Source organism: Citrobacter sp. Igbk 16 (assembly GCF_028069755.1).
Taxonomy (GTDB): Bacteria; Pseudomonadota; Gammaproteobacteria; order Enterobacterales; family Enterobacteriaceae; genus Citrobacter.
Window position 1 is genome coordinate 13,015 of the sequence record NZ_JANEWJ010000035.1, and the last position, 16,565, is coordinate 29,579.

The following is a 16,565-nucleotide window of genomic DNA, read 5'->3' on the forward strand; positions in this document are numbered from 1 at the left end:
ACTGGGAAAAATTCGATATGCATTAAATTATATAACGTGATAACTGGCAACCCATTATCGCCAGGCACGGTATACCGCCACGCGGTTCGTCACGGCAAATACAGCGTGTAAACCTGAACTGGCCTGCATTTGCCCGTCTGCGCTTCCCGATTTACCCCTGTGGGGGTAGGCCGGCTAAAATCCGCATCGCCTGCGCCTCGCTAAGCGAATAATCAAAAAACTGGCGGTAAAAATCGCGGGTTACGTTAACCATATCCAGACCGCTAAACAGTGTTGGATGCAGTTTTGACGCGGCCCACAGCAACTGCAACGCACTTTCGGTTCCATAGCGATCCCAAGGGAAGACGCCCGCCGGATTGCGCCAGACTTTGCCCTGTTTCACCGCGTTAAGTTCTTTGAACAACGCGGCATAAGGTGAACTGGCAATATCGCCACATCCCGCCCCGAGAATAATCACCTCCGGCTGCCAATACAGCACCCGCTCGGGTGAGACTTCTTTCATGTTACCGTCCACTTCCCCGGCGACGTTCCGCCCACCAGAGAGCGCAATCCAGGTATCAATCAACGTGTTTCTACCGTCGACTTTCAGTGGGTTTAGCGACTGAATGTGCAGAACCCGCGGGCGCTGATTTTCCGCTAACGTCGCCGTTTTAGCGCGAACATCCGCAATAGTGCGGGTTAAAAATTGATTATATGCCACCGCCCTGGCGCGCGCCTGGTCCGTACCCAACACGTCCGCCGTGGTCGTGACTGACTTTTCCATCGACGGATAATCAGTAAATGCCATTTCCAGCGTCGGGATACCCGCCTGGTTGTAACTCTGCGCATCCCCCTTGCCCTTTGCGACAAACAGTACGTCGGTATGCAGAGCCAGCAGGGCCTCGCTATTGAATGACGTCCCGTGAATTTGTAAGGCCTGATTAAGCGATGGGTTTATTTTGAACATCCACGGCTGGCTCTGTGGGTGGTTGACGGTGGCGACAATCTGACGTCCCGCCCCCAGCGTCATCAGCACCGAGTGATGGGCAAACCAGCTATCCGCAATACGTTGAACCTGTGTGGGGACGGTGACAGTGTGACCGGCATCATCCACAACCTGACGCGTGGCCAGGGCGGGAAACGCCAGCCACACACAGAGCAGCCATGTGTGGCACGTTTTCATCAGCAATCCTTAAAAATCAACCTGAACAGAAATCTGCGCCTGACGTGGGGCGCCAAGTTGCGCGCTGGCCGCCCCGGCCCCCGTATAACCCGTCAACGCGCCGGGGACAATGTTGGTCCAGTAGCGGCGGTCAGTCAGGTTAGTGATATCAAACCGGAAAGTCGTGGGTGTGTTCCACAGTCTGGTGGCATAACGGCTACCAATATCCACCGTGGTATAACTGCCTACCCAGGTATCATTCGCGTTATCGGTAGCCCGACGTCCGACGTAATGCACGTTGGCATCCACATCCAGTCCCTGAACCTGTTCAATGCTATAGACTGCCAGCACATTCGAGGTAAAGCGTGGCAAGCCGACAACCTGCTTACCATCTGCATTACTGGCGGCAGTGTTGTGCAGCATGGGGTCCAACCAGGCGGCTCCCCCTAACACCCGTAAATTTTCCGTGATATGCCCATCAGCCATCAGTTCCAGCCCACGGTTCTTCTGCGTACCGTCCTGAGCAAATTCACCGTTGTCGTTGGTATAAGCAAAGGGACGTTTTGCTTCAAATAGTGCAGCGGTGAGCAGCAGATCTTTGACGGGCGCATATTTTGCCCCCACCTCCACCTGATGGCTGCGATACGGATCCAGTACGTGTCCTGCGTTGCTGGCCCCGGCCGGTGCGGTATCCCCCTGCTGCAAACTGTCAGCCCAGGTGGTGTACAGCGTGACCTTCTCAACCGGTTTATACATCAGGCTGGTGGAGCAGCTCATGCCGTTATCCTTTTGGCGACTGGTTTCATGACCGGATTTGTTATAGTTGCTGACGGTAAACAGGTTTTCGCTACCTGACAGCAACAAACTCCATTGCGGAGTGAAATGCAGCGTATCGCTTAACAGAAATGCATGCTGCGTAGTGGTCGCCGAATGATAGCGATTAGTAAAGTCAGGATAAGGCGGGCGTGGATAGTCGGGATGTTGATCAAGTGAAGAATGCCCCAGCGTAAAGGTTCCCCCATTTCTCGGGTTATAGTTTTTCCATACAAATCCGCGCATTCCGGTCGCGATATCCTGCGTCAACCAGCCAGAATCAATGCTGCCGGTCAGGTTCGCTAAATAGCTATTGATCGTAAAGCGACTGGCCGCTGAATTCGAGGTCGTGGTGGTGTAGTGACCCCGATTATCCGTCAGGGTATTGGTTACCGCCGTCGATTCACGGTCAGCAACCTGGTGTAAGGCTCCCAGATCCAGCATCCAGTTACCGTCAAAATCATGCTTGATGTGCATGTCCGCGGTAGTCGTTTCATCATCATGACCCGCATACGACTGACCATATTTACTGTTAGTCGGATCGAATGCCGAAGGAAACTGCACGCCTTTTGCCAGCGCAAAGCTGCCCGGCATGCCTTTTTCGTAATAATGGTAATAGCTGAAATTACTCTCCAGCACGGTTTTATCGGTCAACTGAAAATCCAGGCCCAATCCCGCGTACTGCCGACGAACATGACTATCGGTGGTGTAACTGTGCCCTTCATCATTCATCAGGTTGAGGCGGTACTTCACTCTGTCTCCCGCGTCGACAGGCCCGCTGAAATCCATTGATGCCAGCGTTCCTGACCCTGTACCTTGCCCTACGGTAACCCGATGCAGTGGCGTATCCAGAGGGCGTTTCGAGACCAGATTAAACATCCCCGCCGGGTTGGCTGGCCCGTACAGTGAGCCTGCGATACCGCTCAGTACGTCTATATTCTGGAACTGCTCTGTCGGATATTCGGTGGTGGAAACGGCATTCAGCCCATCAATCATATGGTTTTGCACCACGCTCCCTTGCATGCCACGGGTTTGTGGTCGAACACCCTCTCCCTGAACGGACGGTATGTAGCGATAAACATCCTTAACATCTTTGATTTGTTGCTGATCAATCACCTTTTTCGACAGTGTTTGTACCGACCACGGAACATCGATTAACACTCGCTGGCCCAGGCTACCGATCGTCGCCTTTTTTTCCGCCGCCGCAGGCTCCTGCTCGGGAAACGAAGATTGAGCAGATACGGAGGCAGTCACGGTAATGGTGTCATCAGCATGGGCCGACAGGGGGGCGGCAAGACAAGAAAACGTCAGCAACCCGGAGGCAATTGGGGTGATTTTGCAATTTAACATGTGTTGATTCAATTCGTTAGATAGAAAGACTGGCGGTCGCTAACACAAGCGCCTTCTCTTGCGGGGCACGTTTATTATATTTGTATGATGAATAGGATAGGCTTAATCGATATATATGTAAATATATAACGAAAGAGATTGGCGAATGCGTGACAACAAAAAAGCCGACGGTAATGGCTACTGTCGGCTTTACACACGATCGGTGCTGACGAGATTACTTCATCGACGTTTTGATTATTTCTAACGCTTTTGCAAACTGATCCTGCGGAATAGTCAGTGGGTACAGGAAGCGGATCACGTTGCCATACTGACCGCACGTTAACAGCAACAGCCCCTGTGCAAGCGCTTTTTTCTGCACGCGCTGTGCGGCGGTGGCACTGGGTTCACCCGTGGCTGCATCGCAGAATTCAGCGGCAATCATCGAGCCTAATCCCCGCACTTCAGCAAGTTCAGGACACGCTGCACGCGCATCGGTCAGCACAGCACGCAGTTGCTCGCCAAGCGCTGCTGCACGCTGGCACAGCTTTTCATCACGAATAATATCCAGCACCGCATGAGCTGCCGCAATCGATAGCGGGTTCCCGGCGTAAGTCCCCCCCAGTCCACCCGGCGCAGGCGCATCCATAATATCGGCTTTGCCTACCACACCCGATAACGGCATCCCACCCGCAAGGCTTTTCGCCATGGTCATCAGGTCTGCTTTATCCGCATAGTGATCCATCGCGAACAGTTCCCCGGTACGGGCGAAACCACTTTGCACCTCATCGGCAATCATCACGATGCCATGCTCATCGCAGATACGGCGAATTGCCGCGACAAACTCCGCCGGTGCGACAACAAAGCCGCCTTCACCCTGGACGGGTTCGAAGATAATCGCAGCGACCTGGCTCGGATCGATATCCGCTTTAAACAAACGTTCTATCGCTTTAATCGAGTCTGCAGTTGAAATCCCCTGCAGCGCAGAAGGATACGGCGCATGGTAAACGGACCCCGGGAACGGGCCGAAGCCTTTTTTGTATGGCGCCACTTTGCCGGTTAATGCCATCGTCATGTATGTCCGCCCGTGGAAACCACCGCCAAAGGCGATAACACCAGGGCGACCGGTGTGAGCGCGGGCAATTTTAACCGCATTTTCCACGGCCTCTGCCCCGGTAGTAAAGAATGTCGTTTTACGCTTACCGTCAATTGGCGCCACGGCGTTGATTTTCTCCGCCAGCGACACATAGCTTTCGTAGGGAACAATCTGATAAGCCGTATGGGTAAAGGCGTGCAGTTGCGCTTCAACGGCCTGCACCAGACGCGGATGGCGATGCCCGGTGTTCAGCACGGCTATCCCGGCGGCGAAATCGATATACTGATTGCCTTCTATATCGGTAATCGTGCTGTTTTCAGCCGACTGGGCATAAAAATCACACATCACACCCACGCCACGTGGGGTGGCATCCAGACGACGTTGTTGCAGGTTTTTATTGTTCATTCTCTACACCTTGTCCATAAACACAATTGGTTGAATTACCCTTTAAATTTAGACGCCATCTGGTACTTTAATCGAGAGCCAAATCGTTTTATTTTAAGGATCCAAATGCGTTCACTTGCCGGAGATGTGATCAAGCATGCATTTAGCCAGCAGACGGACGAGAAGCTGCATCGTCGCCTGTATGCCGCCATCTGTAGCTGCATCCTCGAGGGTAGCCTAAAACCCGCTACCCGCATGCCTCCTTCCCGCGACCTGGCGAGTGAGTTGGCGTTATCACGGAATACTGTCCTGCGGGTTTACGAGCAGTTGCAGGCCGAAGGCTATATCTCCGCGCGCACCAGCAGCGGCACATTTGTGACCGACAGCGTGCTGGACAATCTCGGCCTGGCCCCTAATAAACAACTGGTTTCACCTGCGACACATGAAGATCACACCAGTTTGTCCGCCCGTAGCCTTGAACTGCTAGGGCATGCCAGCGCCAGCCCCCGCCAGTGGGGGGCTTTTATTCCTGGTGTACCGGACGTGCATTCTTTCCCGCATCGCACGCTGAAAAAGATTCAGGATCGGTTGGCAAGGCGGCTACGCCCGGAGTTTCTCACCTACGATGCCACGGGTGGTTTGATTGAACTGAAAGAAGCGCTGGCGGACTATCTGCGCACCGCACGCGGCGTACGCTGTACGCCAGATCAAATATTGATTACCGAGGGCATTCACCAGGCGTTGGATCTGGTAACTCGCTCTTTATGTAATCCTGGTGATAATACGTGGATCGAAGAACCCGGTTACTGGGGAATAAAAAACATTCTGCGCATCAATGCGGTCAACTTTTCGGCCATCCCGGTGGATGAACAAGGCATGGTTCCGCCAGCTTGCGTCGACCCGGCACCGAAACTCATTTTTGTGACACCGTCACATCAATATCCGCTTGGCCCGGTAATGAGCCTTGGTCGACGGCGGCAGCTACTCTATCAGGCACGTGAAACGCACAGCTGGATTGTGGAAGATGACTACGACAGCGAGTTTCGTTTTTCCGGCCAACCCATCCCGTCATTGCAGGGACTGGAAGAAGATGCTCCGGTTATCTATATCGGCACCTTCAGCAAAACCCTCTATCCGGCACTGCGGCTCGGGTACGTTGTGATACCTAAACCGCTTGCCGCCCCACTGATGAAGGTACATAACGATCTCTATCGTGGTGGGCATCTCCTGATTCAGGCGGCGCTGGCTGAGTTTTTTCGTGAGGGTTACTATGCGGCGCACATCCGTAAAATGCGCCAGTTATATAGCCGCCGACGACATACGTTGGTAGAGCTCATTGTCAGCCAGCTTGGTGAGGATTATCTGGGGCCTTACAGCAGCAACGCCGGGCTACATCTGATTTTACAGCTACCTGCGGGTACTGATGATAGCGCCATTGCCCAACAGGCCAACGCACAAGGTCTTCTGGTTCGCCCACTTTCTCGCTACTACGTGAAAGAAGAAAAACGCAGCGGTCTGCTACTGGGCTTTGCCAGTATTGAAGAACATGATATGGCTGCGGCGTTTACCCGACTGGCAGGTATTATCAGAATAAACACCGAGTAAGCACTGCCGGATGGCGGTGCAAGCACCTTATCCGGCCTACGAATTACGCATTTTTGTAGGCCGGCTAAGCGCAGCGCCATCCGGCATCATCGCACCGATTAATGTGAGGCTTTTTTAATCCCGGACAGATCTTCCTGGCTTACCTCACCATTACCCTCACCCCAGCTTTTACGCACGTAATTGATCACGTCGCGCATTTCGCTGTCGCTGAGCAACCCACCATAGGCTGGCATCTTAAAGGAGACATTCCCGCGTGTCGTCGGTGTTTCTGCGCCGTGGGCAATCACCCTGAACAACGGCGTTGGGTCGTCTACCATCACTAACGGGTTGTGAATGAGCGAAGGTGCATTATCATCGGTCCCTTTCCCTTCCAGACCATGACAGGTCGAGCAGTAGCGGTTGTAAGTCACTTTACCCGCTTCAGGCGAATTCGACCAGGAGGCCGTGGCAGCTACCGTACGTGCCGGTTCCGTCTTCTCACTTTTCAGGCTCAACAAATATTGTGCAATCGCCGTGGCATCTTCGTCCGTCAGATACTGTGTGCTCTGGCTGACGACTTCAGACATCGATCCCGATACTGCAGCATGTTTGCTTTTCCCCGTCAGCAGCAATGACGTTAACGCCTGCTCAGACATCCCGGTTCCCCGTAGCGATGGCGCATACCATCCGTCGATCATCGCCCCGCTCAGATACTCAGCATCGGCATTGGTATAGGCTTTTTCGTTCATCGCCATCCCTCTCGGGGTATGGCATGACCCGCAGTGACCCGGACCTTCCACCAGATAAGCACCCCGTTTTACCCGTGCTGCCGTATCATCCGCTTTGTTATCTTCAACAGCGGCAGTCGGCGCATCGGTAAACAACCAATTCCAGATATGCAGCGGCCAGCGGGCCGAGACAAGCCAGGGAATGGCGTTCTCTTTATTGGGCTCTGCTGACGGCTTAACATCATGCATGAAATAGCTATACAGAGCCTGAACATCTGCGTCGGACAGTTTCGAGTAAGAAGGATAAGGCATCGCCGGATACAGGGGATGACCGTCTTTGGCAATCCCCTGGCGCACGGCCTTCTCAAAATCATCGTAAGAATAGTTGCCGATACCGTGAGTCTTATCCGGGGTAATATTCGTCGAATAGATATCACCAACCGGCGTGGGGAACTTCTTGCCTCCCGCCATCGCCGCTCCGCCTTCCGCGGTATGGCATGCCACGCAGTCTGAGATCCTCGCGATGTACTCACCGTTAGATTCAGCGGCAGAGACAGAAGCAGTAAACAGGCAGGCGATTAGAACGGTTACATTACGCATAGATCACCCCATATCCTTGAGTTCATTGACCGCGCGCCATGCCTGATCGATAGCAGCATGAGCATAAGCGCTCCAGTCAGCATCAGAGTTAGCGATGGCAATACGTCCGATAGGTTTACGCGCCCGCTCAATAATCTCCGGCATTTTTTCCATATCGTCGAACAGTGAATTAGCGTAATACGCATAACCATGCGCCCAACGGTTAACAGTAATGGCCGCGATATCCCGCTGATTGTCAAAACCGGTTGAGCCAAACATTTCCTGCAACTGAGAACGGATCATCTCTTCATGTGCGGCAAACGTGGTCCCCAGCAGATAAGCACGCCCCAAACGGAACTGCTCCCTCGCGGACAGATTACTGCCAGGATACGTGGGCACATAGACCATATGAATCACCATGGGCTCGTCCGGCGAGGCCGGGTGTTGGTATCCACCGATACTGACCGGATAGTCGAGCTTGATTCGGCTATAAGGCGCGGCCGGTGAATAAAACTCATGAACCCCCAATTGCTTAAACGCTTGCCAGTTTTTGACCACCACATTGGTGTACACCAGCGGCGCCTTCACGTTCAGTTTGAGATCGGCCTGCTGCTGCTCCGGCGTTTCCGGTACCAGATACGGGATCATCATGTTATAGCCCGCCATAATGGCGTTCTTACCGCGCACGCGATGCATTTTGCCGTCGCAAAGATACGTGACGGCAACGCCCCCCTCTACGTTCGCCGCATTTATCACCGTGCTGTTCAGGCGCAAACGCGTGGCGTTTTCCGGCAGGTCGAGCTTTTCATAATGCAGTCTGGCGAGGACAGAATCTTCCATGGTATTGCCCGGCAGCGCGCCCGGCAGCATGTGTCTGACCAGCAACCGTGCCAGACCCGCATTGCCATCCGGGAAATGATAGACATAGGGTTCTTCGAGGTCGGCCAGCGATTCACCGTCCAGCGGCGGCAGCCCTAACGCTTCCATTCCCGGCAATGCGCACGCACGAGCATCACTACCGGATATGCCTTCAATACCGATGGCAAAGAAATCGTTGGAACGCTGCTGAAAATAGAGCAGCGCCATTTTGCTTAAACCAACCTTGGTGGAAAGAAACTCACTATAGCTGTGGGTATCCAGCCATTCCGTTTTCTCATCAACCGTCATCCCTGGAAGATAATCAACCGGACGTACGTGCAGATCGATTAGCGCTTTACGATCTTCCTCACTCAATGGGAAGTCATTGATAAAGTCTTCGATATTACGGCCATTGAGCCGATCTGGCGGAATATCATCGGATACCGCACGACCCGGATCACCGCTGACTATTTTCGTCTCACCAAAATTCTTTTTATCGAAGAAGACGCCGCGACTAAGCTGCCAGTCGGGGTAGAAATTAACGTCAAAACTCTTTTTCAACCGCGTGACGCTTACGCCGACAGTTTCCATCAGCTTATTCACTTCGGGGCTGAAGTTATGCGCGGGTGATTGAAAGGCTTCACTCCCGCCATATCCGATCAGTTTTTTGCCTGCGGAGGTGAATTCGTTGCGTTTGGCGTGACCACCAAAATCATCATGGTTATCGAAGATCAGCACCTTGCTGTTTTTTCCGGCCAGTTCATGCCAGAAACAACCCGCGGCCAGTCCGCTGATACCGCCGCCCACAATCACCAGATCGTACTCTTCCTCTACGGGCTGAGCGCTTAAATCAAAGTGCTTATGTTCACGGCCTAACGCATGGGCCATTTCAAACGAACCCGGATGGTTACCGCGTAGCCCCGTTAACGCCGGTGGATAATAACTTCCATCAATAAATTCGTGCCCCTTTCCTGCCGCTCTGACCAGATCCAGAGGGGTCAGTCCCGCAGCGATCGTCACCGCCACGCCGTTGAGAAAATCACGTCGGGTAATTGCCATTAACTTTGTCCTTTTGCCACTGACACATTGTCCTAAAAAACACTACAAATGAGAGGTTCCCCCTCGTAGATACAAGGAGGACACCGCCGACTACTTCACTGGCTTCAGCTCTTCATCCAGTTTTTTAGCGTCATAATAATCACCCTGCCAGGTGATTTTTCCTGCCTTAACATGAATATAGCTGGCACCTTCAAATTTGATCGGATTATTTGTCGGCGGGCTTCCCGCCCATTCGCCGCTATTTTTACCCGAGAATTCCCAACGAAATGCCACAGTATCTTCATCAGCAACAGGTTTACCGACCATTTTCCAGGTCAGATCCGGGACCGCCTTAATAAATGCACCGATCACATCTTTTTCAGCTTTTTCCCGCCCGTTTACCGGCTCCCCTGCAGCGGCATCGTAATAAACGGCATCGTCCGCCAGGTACTGGGCTGCCAGCGGCGCATTATGCGCATTCCATGCTGCCATATACGCTTTTACCGTGTTCAGCGGTGAGCTTTCTGCCAGGCTGAATCCTGAGAACATCACCAATGAAAGTACGGCTATTTTTAATGTTTTCATCGTATTACCTGTTATTCGGAAATATCACACATGATATGTTTCACCCGGGTATACTCATCGAGCGAATAAGAGGAGAGATCTTTTCCGTAGCCGGATTTTTTGAATCCACCGTGTGGCATTTCGGCGCACAGAGGAATATGACTGTTAATCCAAACTGTGCCGAAATCGAGATCAATACTGAAACGCTGCGCGCGACTGTGATTGCTGGTCCAGACGCTCGCGGCCAGGCCATATTCCACATCGTTCGCCTTGCGCAACGCTTCTTCATCACCAGAAAACGACTGAATGGTCATTACCGGGCCAAACACTTCGTGTTGAATGGCTTCATCGTGTTGATGCAGGCCGGAAATTATCGTCGGTTCAAAGTAGAAACCCGGCCCAGGCCCCGCATGACCACCGGTTTCAATTTTCGCATGTGCAGGTAAACGCTCAATAAACCCCTTCACCTGCTCAAGCTGATTTTTGCTATTCAGCGCGCCATATAACGCATCCTGATCCTGCGGAGGACCAAACTTGATACTTTTCGTTTTTTGGATCAGTTTTTCCAGGAACGTCGCATAGACAGAATCTTCCACCAGGATGCGCGTGGCGGCAGTACAATCCTGTCCGCCATTGAAAAATCCTGCGGTAGTGATAGCAGTAATCGCCTTGTCCATATCTGCATCAGCGAATACGACGGCGGGCGCTTTGCCACCCAGTTCAAGATGGGCCTTTGTCAGGTTAGCTGCTGCTGATGCCGCAACCTGCAGACCAGCGCGTACCGAACCGGTAATCGACACCAATGAAGCCGTCGGGTTAGAAACCACCAGCGAGCCAGTACTGGCCTTGCCCAACACGACGTTAAACGCCCCTCGCGGAAATAAGGGTGCCGCCAGTTCAGCCAGGAGCAGCGTACTTACCGGGGTGGTATCGCTCGGCTTTAAAACCACCGTATTGCCAGCGGCAAGCGCCGGTGCAATCTTCCATACCGCCATCATAAACGGGTAATTCCACGGTGTGACTTGTCCCACAATGCCCAATGGCTCACGACGAATCGTTGAGGTGAACCCGGCGGAATATTCTCCGGCGGCCTTCCCTTCCAGACAACGTGCTGCGCCGGCAAAAAAACGGATCGCATCGCACGACGCAGCGATCTCTTCTTTTTCGATAAAATGACGCAATTGACCGGTTTCCTGGCTTTGCGCGTTGACCAGTCGTTCAACATTTTTTTCTATCTCATCCGCCAGTTGCAGCAGTGCTTTTTGCCGCTGGGCAGGTGTCGATTTTTTCCATATGTTAAATGCCGCCGCGGCCGCCGAGTAGGCAAGCGCCACCTCAGTCGCACCGGCATTAGGCGATAACGCGTACGTTTCACCGTCAACCGGGCTCACCAACTCAAACGTGTCTTCTGTGTTACCCGCTACATATTGCCCGTTTATAAAATGCTTCAGGGTTCTCATGCCTTTCTCCCGCCAATTAATACATAAAGAAGCTTATGTAATATATATATTGTAAAAATTTTTCAAATGCGCAACATTGACACTATGATAAGCCTCGCACTTTTAACTTAAATTTTACATTTTCAGGGTAAGGTTATTTATCGTCAGCGCGGAATGCGTTTTGACGCTATCGGGACACACATCCGCCTGTGCAGCGATGTTGCGCGTGGGCTGGTAAAATAACGCGGCCATTCTGACCTTTCGTGCCCCGCGGGCATGTGTTAAAAATGGTCGTTGTTTCAGGGAATTGAGTGCAGAAAAGATTATGATTACTCATGCGGTCATATTTGCGCCTATCGGGCAGGTCAGTCGTTCAGACCAGATAGTGCAGCGCCTTTCAAACGCCATTATTACCGGGTTGCTGGAGCCAAAAGAACAGCTGCCCAATGAAACCGATTTGGCAAAGATGATGGGTGTCTCACATATCACTATCAGAGAAGCGCTCAACACGCTTCGGGCTAATAATCTTATCCATACGGTTCGTGGCCGTAATGGCGGGAGCTTCGTTTGCGAGAATATTGATGGCAAAAATAGCGCCCTGCATCCGTTTAAATCGATCAGTACCGATTACCTTTCGGATTTAGGCGAAATGCATTGCGCCATTATCAGCCACAGCGCCAGGTTAGCCTCCAGACGCATGACCGGGGCGGACATTGCCAAATTTCGCGAGTTTGTAGACGTACTGAGGAAAGCCGATTCACCTGAACTGATGACTCAGGCCGATATGCGTTGTTTGCTGGCAATTGCGGCCAGCTCTCATTCAGCACGGCTGGCCAACCAGGAGCTTCAGGTCCAGGCCGAGTGGGCATCACTGGTGGCAATACTCTATCGCGCCGACAATATTCATGCGGAAATTATTGCGCTTTATTCGGCGCTGGCCGACGCGCTCGCCGCCCATAACGAGACCGAGTCAGTCCAGTACGCCACGCAGATCATCGACACGTTTACCTATTACCTTATTGAAAAAAAGCTGAAATATAACTCGAACTGACAATCAGTGAAGGCAGGACAGACCATGAGCTCTTCGACATCCTTAAGCGCATTAATCCGTAAAATTGATGATATTACCGCCTCTACCGTAGAGTCTACCGTTGCGCTGGCGAGGAGCATTCACGAGGCCATTGCTGGTGTGCAAAAAGCTTCAGCCGAAGTTGTCCTCGACCCCGCTGTCAGATCAACGGTTCAGCAACACATCAAGAGCACACTGAACAACAACCACTACTGTTCGGGCGCAGGTTTCGCCAGCCATATTGAGAGTACAGAAACCACCAAAGAATATTGGCTGCTGGAATGGTGGTATAAGAAAGATAATGGATTGAGTCAGGCACATCTGGATTTGGATCAGGCGACGCAACAGCGGCTGGATTTCAGAACCTTTGAGTGGTTTAAGCATTCGCCTCCGGCAGGTGAAGCGTATATTCATGGCCCGTACGTCGACTATATCTGTAACATCTCCTATACCCTAACCTCGGCGGTTCCGGTTTACTATCATGATCAGTTCCTCGGCGTCGCCGCCGTCGATCTGCTGGTCAGTCAGATAGAAGCCGAACTGCTCTCCTGCCCTCACCCTGATTATGTCATCCTGACCAATCTGGAAAACCGGATCATCTTTTCCAGTTGGCCGCGCTTTCGTGTCGGTGAATTATTGTCGCCTGCGCACAGCACAGTGGTGTATCAAAGCGACTACTTTATCCTTTATCACTACCAGAAATAGTCAATTCAAGGCTGAGCGTTACCGGATAAGGATGCCAGCGTCGTATCCGGCGCATAAAACGGTCGAAACTAAGGGCCCGAAGGCCCTTAGTTTTAGTTATCCTGCCCCATATTGAGTTTCGTGGCGTAGGCAATGGCATCGTTTTCCGGTGCAGCCGAGCGGCCAAAGGGTCGGGTAAGGAACATGTAGATCAATCCTGAACCTACCACAATCGCCAGACCAAACAGTACTGTCCAACGGTCGATGAAATCACTGCTGTCAGCAGGCTGTGCCAGTAACCAGATCCCACACAGACCGTAAGCTAACGCCAGCACGTTGACAATCACACCCCAACCACCAATCGTCCACTCTCCGGCGGGTTTCCAGCCTTTCAGGCGTTGACGCAGCGCGGCCAGTACCACCATCTGGAATGAAATATAAATACCGATAACAGCAAATGCGGTGATACGCGATAAGTTATCTGGCTGGAAATAGACCCAGACACAAATGATAACCGGCAACACACAGCTGACGACCATGGCATTATCCGGGACACCATTTTTAGAAATTTTGGCCATCCACTCACTGCCCGGCAGCATTCTGTCGCGGGAGAAAGAAAAGATAAGACGACTTAATGCTGCTTGCAGAGACAAAATGCACGACAGCATCGCGATAATAGCGACAATAATAAAGACCGTCGCACCGGTTTCCCCCAGCGCTTCATTAAGGATTGCCGGGATCGGATCGGCGGTTTTACCATTCACGATACTCACCAGGTTCGGTGACGCCAGCAGGTAGCCCATGACAGAGATAATGGCGGAGATCGCGCCAAACACGATACTTAAAATCATGGCTACCGGGATTTTTTTGCTTGGATTTTGCACTTCCTCTGCAACGTTACCGCACGCCTCGAAGCCAAAGAACATAAACAGCCCCATCAGCGCGGCGGACATAAAGGCGGTGGAATAACTTCCGTCATGCGCCAGTACCCCCATCGAATCAAAGATGACGGAGAAAGGCTGTGAACGGTGGAAAATCAGCAGGTAAATACCCAGCGCAATCACGCTGACGATTTCACACCAGAAACCAATTTTGGCGACCCTGGCCAGATTCCTGGTCCCGGACATATTGACGGCCATCATCAAGAGCAGCAGCAAAACGGAAGTCACCAGCATGGTGGCGGGTGTCTGGCCATAATGAAAGAGTGATTCAACAAATGTTGATGTGTATTCCGCGATCGAGGTAATGGTCACCACCAGCGCCCACAGGTAGATCCAGGCGGCGATCCACGCATATTTCTTACCCCACAACCTTCTCGCCCAGGGATACAGTCCCCCGGTGATCGGATATTGAGACGCAACCTCACCAAACACCAGGGCGACTAACAACTGCCCACACGCGACGATCAAAATCCACCACACTGCGGGTGGTCCTGCCAACGTCACTGCCAACGCGAACAGCGAATAAACAGCGGTAAGCGGCGACAGGTAGGTAAAACCCAACGCAAAATTTGAAATAAGCCCGATCGAGCGGTTGAACTGTTCTTTGCCATCTTTTTGAAAATTATCGTTTTTCTTATCAGGTGTCTGTTCCATATTTCTTTCTCTTTTGTGGAATAGTCGCAGGGTTGAACAATTAATGTATAAAAGATATTAAGTTATATGTATAGTGATTTTGTCGCATATTTGTTAAAACAAATCGCACATCACGTTCCTGAATGGACAGGGATATGACTCGGTTTGTTAACATTTATTTTACACATCGAGTGAGTTACGAGAGATTTTCAGCGTTGGCGGGATGAGATGGCTGGTGCGCACCTGGTTGGCGTTTATGCCCAGGTACGCACCAGTGGAAACAACGATTTTTGACTTAACGCAGGCTTTCTTCTTTTCCAGCAACTCGCGAGTTACGCGTGGGAGATATTGACAGAACGTACAGTGCCAACCCACCGCCACTCACCAGGGCAAACGCAACAATCACCAAAGACACATCATAATTTCCTGTCAGATCTTTCAACCGTCCCATGAGCGGCGGAAACACCAGGCCTGCCACGTTGGCAACAGCATTGATCAGTGCGATGGCCGCTGCGCCTGCGACCCCGGTTAAGGATTCTGTGGTTGCCGCCCAGAATATTGGGGTAATTGCCCAGTTCAGACCGACCGTTACCACCAGCAGAAGGTATGCCAGCAGCAGATACTGGGTATAAACCGCGACAAGGAGTAATCCGCCGGCTAACATCAGCGGGATTGCAAGGTGCAGACGTCGCTCTCCACTACGGTCAGAATGGCGACCATTGAGCCACATAAACAGACATGCGAACAAAAAAGGTACCGCGGAGAGTAAGCTGACAATCAGGTTACTTTGCTCCGTGACGACACCTTTAACGATCAGCGGCAGGAACAACGTAATGCCTATCGTACCAAAGGCCTGCAGCAACCAGATGGCACTCAGTAACCATACCTTTTTACTGGTGAGAGCCTGATGCCACTGATGGTGATGATTGTCTGCCCCGGCTTCGGACGAGAGTTTCCGTTGTAACCAGTCTCGTTCCTGTACACTGAGCCAACGCGCCTGAGCGGGAGAATCATCAAGATAAAACCAAACGACCACACCGAGGATAACCGCCGGAATACCTTCTAATAAAAACAGCCAACGCCAGCCTGCAATATCGAAAAAACCATGCATATTTAAAATAGTGCCGGAAATTGGCAAGCCAATGACTGATGCCAGCGCAGCGCCGATATAAAACATGGACATGGCATGTGCCCGGTTATTTCGCGGGTACCAACAGGAAAGATAATAAATAATCCCGGGGGTAAATCCCGCCTCCGCGACACCGAGTAAAAAACGCATAATATATAGCTGCGTTGGCGTCTGTACCAGACTCATACCCGCAGCAATCATGCCCCAGGTCACCATAATCCTGGCGATCCACAGTTTCGCGCCAACGCGCGTCAGAATGACATTGCTGGGCACTTCAAAAAGAATATAAGCAATATAAAAAATACCAGCAGCAATACCATACATTTCAGCGGTTAGCGCAAGATCGGCGTTCATCTGTAATGCGGCGACTGAAATGTTAGAACGGTCAATATAAGCAATAAGATACAGCAACATCAGGAAAGGAATAAGCCGTTTGTTCACTCTCTTAATCGTTGAATCATGAATATCATTTTGCATGTTAACCTCGCATGCTGCGCGCCAGAGAACGCCAGTACGAACAGGTGTTTAATCGGGTATGGATGCGCCATACCCGATCCAC

Annotated in this window: 12 protein-coding genes; 3 read left to right on the forward strand and 9 right to left on the reverse strand. The window is 51.9% G+C overall.

What is annotated here, in order from left to right; translation table 11 throughout:
• Nucleotides 1–151 precede the first annotated feature (151 nt).
• From NNO03_RS19165 to puuE, 3 genes are all read right to left on the reverse strand, one after another.
• Nucleotides 152–1,162: an ABC transporter substrate-binding protein gene (locus tag NNO03_RS19165; RefSeq protein ID WP_271450249.1), complete on the reverse strand. Its 1,011-nt coding sequence runs from the start codon at nucleotides 1,160–1,162 to the stop codon at nucleotides 152–154.
• A gap of 9 nt (nucleotides 1,163–1,171) precedes the next feature.
• Nucleotides 1,172–3,304: a TonB-dependent siderophore receptor gene (locus tag NNO03_RS19170; protein WP_271450250.1), complete on the reverse strand. Its 2,133-nt coding sequence runs from the start codon at nucleotides 3,302–3,304 to the stop codon at nucleotides 1,172–1,174.
• Between the two features lie 214 nt (nucleotides 3,305–3,518).
• Entirely contained in the window at nucleotides 3,519–4,781 is a 1,263-nt protein-coding gene (gene puuE / locus NNO03_RS19175; protein ID WP_271450251.1) for a 4-aminobutyrate transaminase, read from the reverse strand.
• A gap of 105 nt (nucleotides 4,782–4,886) precedes the next feature.
• On the opposite strand from puuE, the gene NNO03_RS19180 reads away from it, so the two are divergent.
• Nucleotides 4,887–6,365, forward strand: a complete 1,479-nt coding sequence (locus NNO03_RS19180; protein ID WP_271450252.1) for a PLP-dependent aminotransferase family protein — start codon at nucleotides 4,887–4,889, stop codon at nucleotides 6,363–6,365.
• A 98-nt stretch (nucleotides 6,366–6,463) separates the two neighbouring features.
• Here NNO03_RS19180 and NNO03_RS19185 read toward each other — a convergent pair whose 3' ends face one another.
• The 4 genes from NNO03_RS19185 to NNO03_RS19200 form a co-directional block, all read right to left on the reverse strand.
• Nucleotides 6,464–7,672, reverse strand: coding sequence for a cytochrome c (locus tag NNO03_RS19185; RefSeq protein WP_271450253.1), 1,209 nt, complete (start codon nucleotides 7,670–7,672; stop codon nucleotides 6,464–6,466).
• 3 nt (nucleotides 7,673–7,675) lie between these two features.
• Entirely contained in the window at nucleotides 7,676–9,568 is a 1,893-nt protein-coding gene (locus NNO03_RS19190; RefSeq protein WP_271450254.1) for an FAD/NAD(P)-binding protein, read from the reverse strand.
• Nucleotides 9,569–9,658: 90 nt separating this feature from the next.
• Complete coding sequence (locus tag NNO03_RS19195; RefSeq protein ID WP_271450255.1) at nucleotides 9,659–10,132, reverse strand: ester cyclase; 474 nt, start codon at nucleotides 10,130–10,132, stop codon at nucleotides 9,659–9,661.
• 11 nt (nucleotides 10,133–10,143) lie between these two features.
• Complete coding sequence (locus NNO03_RS19200) at nucleotides 10,144–11,571, reverse strand: gamma-aminobutyraldehyde dehydrogenase (protein ID WP_271450256.1); 1,428 nt, start codon at nucleotides 11,569–11,571, stop codon at nucleotides 10,144–10,146.
• A gap of 304 nt (nucleotides 11,572–11,875) precedes the next feature.
• On the opposite strand from NNO03_RS19200, the gene NNO03_RS19205 reads away from it, so the two are divergent.
• Both NNO03_RS19205 and NNO03_RS19210 read left to right on the forward strand, forming a co-directional pair.
• Nucleotides 11,876–12,601 (forward strand): FadR/GntR family transcriptional regulator, encoded by a 726-nt coding sequence (locus tag NNO03_RS19205; protein WP_271440812.1) that lies wholly within the window; start codon nucleotides 11,876–11,878, stop codon nucleotides 12,599–12,601.
• Between the two features lie 24 nt (nucleotides 12,602–12,625).
• Nucleotides 12,626–13,324, forward strand: a complete 699-nt coding sequence (locus NNO03_RS19210; protein ID WP_271440811.1) for a hypothetical protein — start codon at nucleotides 12,626–12,628, stop codon at nucleotides 13,322–13,324.
• A gap of 92 nt (nucleotides 13,325–13,416) precedes the next feature.
• Here NNO03_RS19210 and NNO03_RS19215 read toward each other — a convergent pair whose 3' ends face one another.
• A complete protein-coding gene (locus NNO03_RS19215; protein ID WP_137383305.1) occupies nucleotides 13,417–14,898 on the reverse strand; it encodes an APC family permease in 1,482 nt (493 codons plus the stop codon).
• A 274-nt stretch (nucleotides 14,899–15,172) separates the two neighbouring features.
• Nucleotides 15,173–16,483 (reverse strand): MFS transporter, encoded by a 1,311-nt coding sequence (locus tag NNO03_RS19220; RefSeq protein ID WP_271450257.1) that lies wholly within the window; start codon nucleotides 16,481–16,483, stop codon nucleotides 15,173–15,175.
• Nucleotides 16,484–16,565: the final 82 nt, after the last annotated feature.